Origin of the sequence: Streptomyces albipurpureus (genome assembly GCF_023701525.1) — a bacterium.
Taxonomy (GTDB): domain Bacteria; phylum Actinomycetota; class Actinomycetes; order Streptomycetales; family Streptomycetaceae; genus Streptomyces; species Streptomyces albipurpureus.
This window is the reverse complement of record NZ_JAMQAW010000015.1, coordinates 1-1,982: the sequence shown is the minus strand read 5'-3', so window position 1 is coordinate 1,982 and position 1,982 is coordinate 1. Positions and strand designations below refer to the sequence as shown.

At 63.2% G+C, this 1,982-nt stretch carries 1 protein-coding gene; it reads left to right on the top strand.

All coding sequences use genetic code 11. The features are described 5' to 3' along the window. On the top strand, nt 1–1,982 hold a 1,982-nt coding region (locus NBG84_RS16925; protein WP_250920300.1), incomplete at both ends, for an AMP-binding protein.

The window sequence follows — 1,982 nt, the reverse complement described above, 5'->3', positions numbered from 1 at the left end:
ACACCGACCGTGCCCGCGCGCTACTGCCGCAGCACCCCGCCTACGTCATCTACACCTCCGGCTCCACCGGCAAGCCCAAAGGCGTCACCATCACCCACACAAGCGCCACGGGCCTGACAACTTGGGCGAAGAATGAGTTCGGCCCGAGGGGGCTTTCACGTACCCTTGCTGCCACTTCCCTCAGCTTCGACGTCTCGGTCTTCGAAATATTCGGGCCGTTGTTGAGTGGCGGCTGTATCGAGGTCGTACAGGACATACTCACGCTGCAGGAAACCGACTTGGGAAAGTTCAGCCTGATCAGCACCGTTCCCTCTGCTTTGGTGAACATGCTCGACAGCGGCCACAACGGGAAAATCAAGGCAGATCTGGTGGCGTTGGCTGGAGAAGGCCTTTCTTCCTACACCCTCAATGCAATCCGGGAAGCCACTTCCTGCAGCACAATCGCCAACATCTACGGCCCTACTGAGGCCGCCGTCTACACCACTGCTTGGTATACGGAATCAAACGTCGACTTCGCTCCTCCGATTGGTCGGCCGTTGGATAACACGCGAGTGTATGTGCTGGATGGGGGTCTGTGTCCGGTGCCGGTGGGTGTGCCGGGTGAGTTGTATATCGCGGGTGCGGGACTGGCGCGTGGATATCTGGGGCGCCCTGACCTCACCGCCGAGCGTTTCGTGGCCAACCCGTTCGGTGGTTTGGGTGCCCGGATGTATCGGACCGGGGATGTGGTTCGGTGGCGTGCGGATGGTGTCCTGGAGTTCCTAGGCCGCGCCGATGCGCAGGTGAAGATACGCGGATTCCGCATCGAGACCGGTGAGATCGAAACCGTGCTCGCCACCCACCCCAGCGTCGGCCAGGCAGCGGTCCTCGCCCGCGAAGACCGTCCGGGTGACAAACGCCTGGTCGCCTACGTCGTCCCCGCCGACTCCGGTGTTGTGTCGGTGGTCGATGTGTCGGTGTTGCGGGGTGTGGTGGCGGAGCGCCTGCCGGACTACATGGTGCCCTCCGCTTTCGTAGTACTGGAAGCCTTGCCGTTGACACCCAACGGGAAACTCGACCGTAAGGCTCTTCCCGTTCCCGAGGTCACTGCCAAGGTCTCTGGTCGTGGTCCGCGTAATGCTCGGGAGGAGGTGTTGTGTTCGCTGTTCGCCGAGGTCCTGGGTGTGGGCGAGGTTGGTATCGATGACAGCTTCTTTGATCTGGGTGGGCATTCCCTTCTCGCAACGAGGCTGATCAGCCGTATCCGGTCGGTGCTGGATAGCGAGGTGTCGATTCGGGCGTTGTTCGAGGCGCCGACGGTGGCTGGTTTGGCGTCGCATGTTGATAATGCTGCGGGTGTGGTGCGGGTACGGCTGGCAGGGCGGGTGCGTCCGGAGTTGGTTCCGGTGTCGTTCGCGCAGCGCAGGTTGTGGTTCCTGGGCGAGTTGGAGGGCCCGTCGGCGACCTACAACATTCCCTTCGCCCTGCGGTTGCACGGCATCCTGGATGTGGGGGCGTTGCGGGCGGCGTTGATGGATGTGGTGGGCCGGCATGAGAGCCTGCGTACGGTCTTCCCGCAGGTGGATGGTCAACCCCGTCAGCAGATCTTGAGTATCGGCCAGGGGCTGGGTGATAACTCGTTCTCTGCGGGTGGTGAGTCTGCCGATGACAGCCGTGTCGCCCGGCTTCTTACGGTGTCGGAGGTGGATGCGTCGGGGCTTGGTGGGGTGTTGGCGGCGGAGGTGTCTGCCGGGTTTGATCTGTCGGTGGATCTGCCGTTGCGGGTGCGGTTGTGTGTGGTGGGGCCGGATGAGTTCGTGTTGATCGCTGTGGTGCATCACATTGCGGCGGATGGCTGGTCGATGGCCCCGTTCGCCCGGGATCTGTCCCTGGCCTATCAGGCCCGTTCCCGAGGCGAGCGGCCCGCCTGGCCGGTATTGCCGGTGCAGTACGCGGACTACACCCTGTGGCAACGCGAGGTACTCGGCAGCGAGGACGACCCC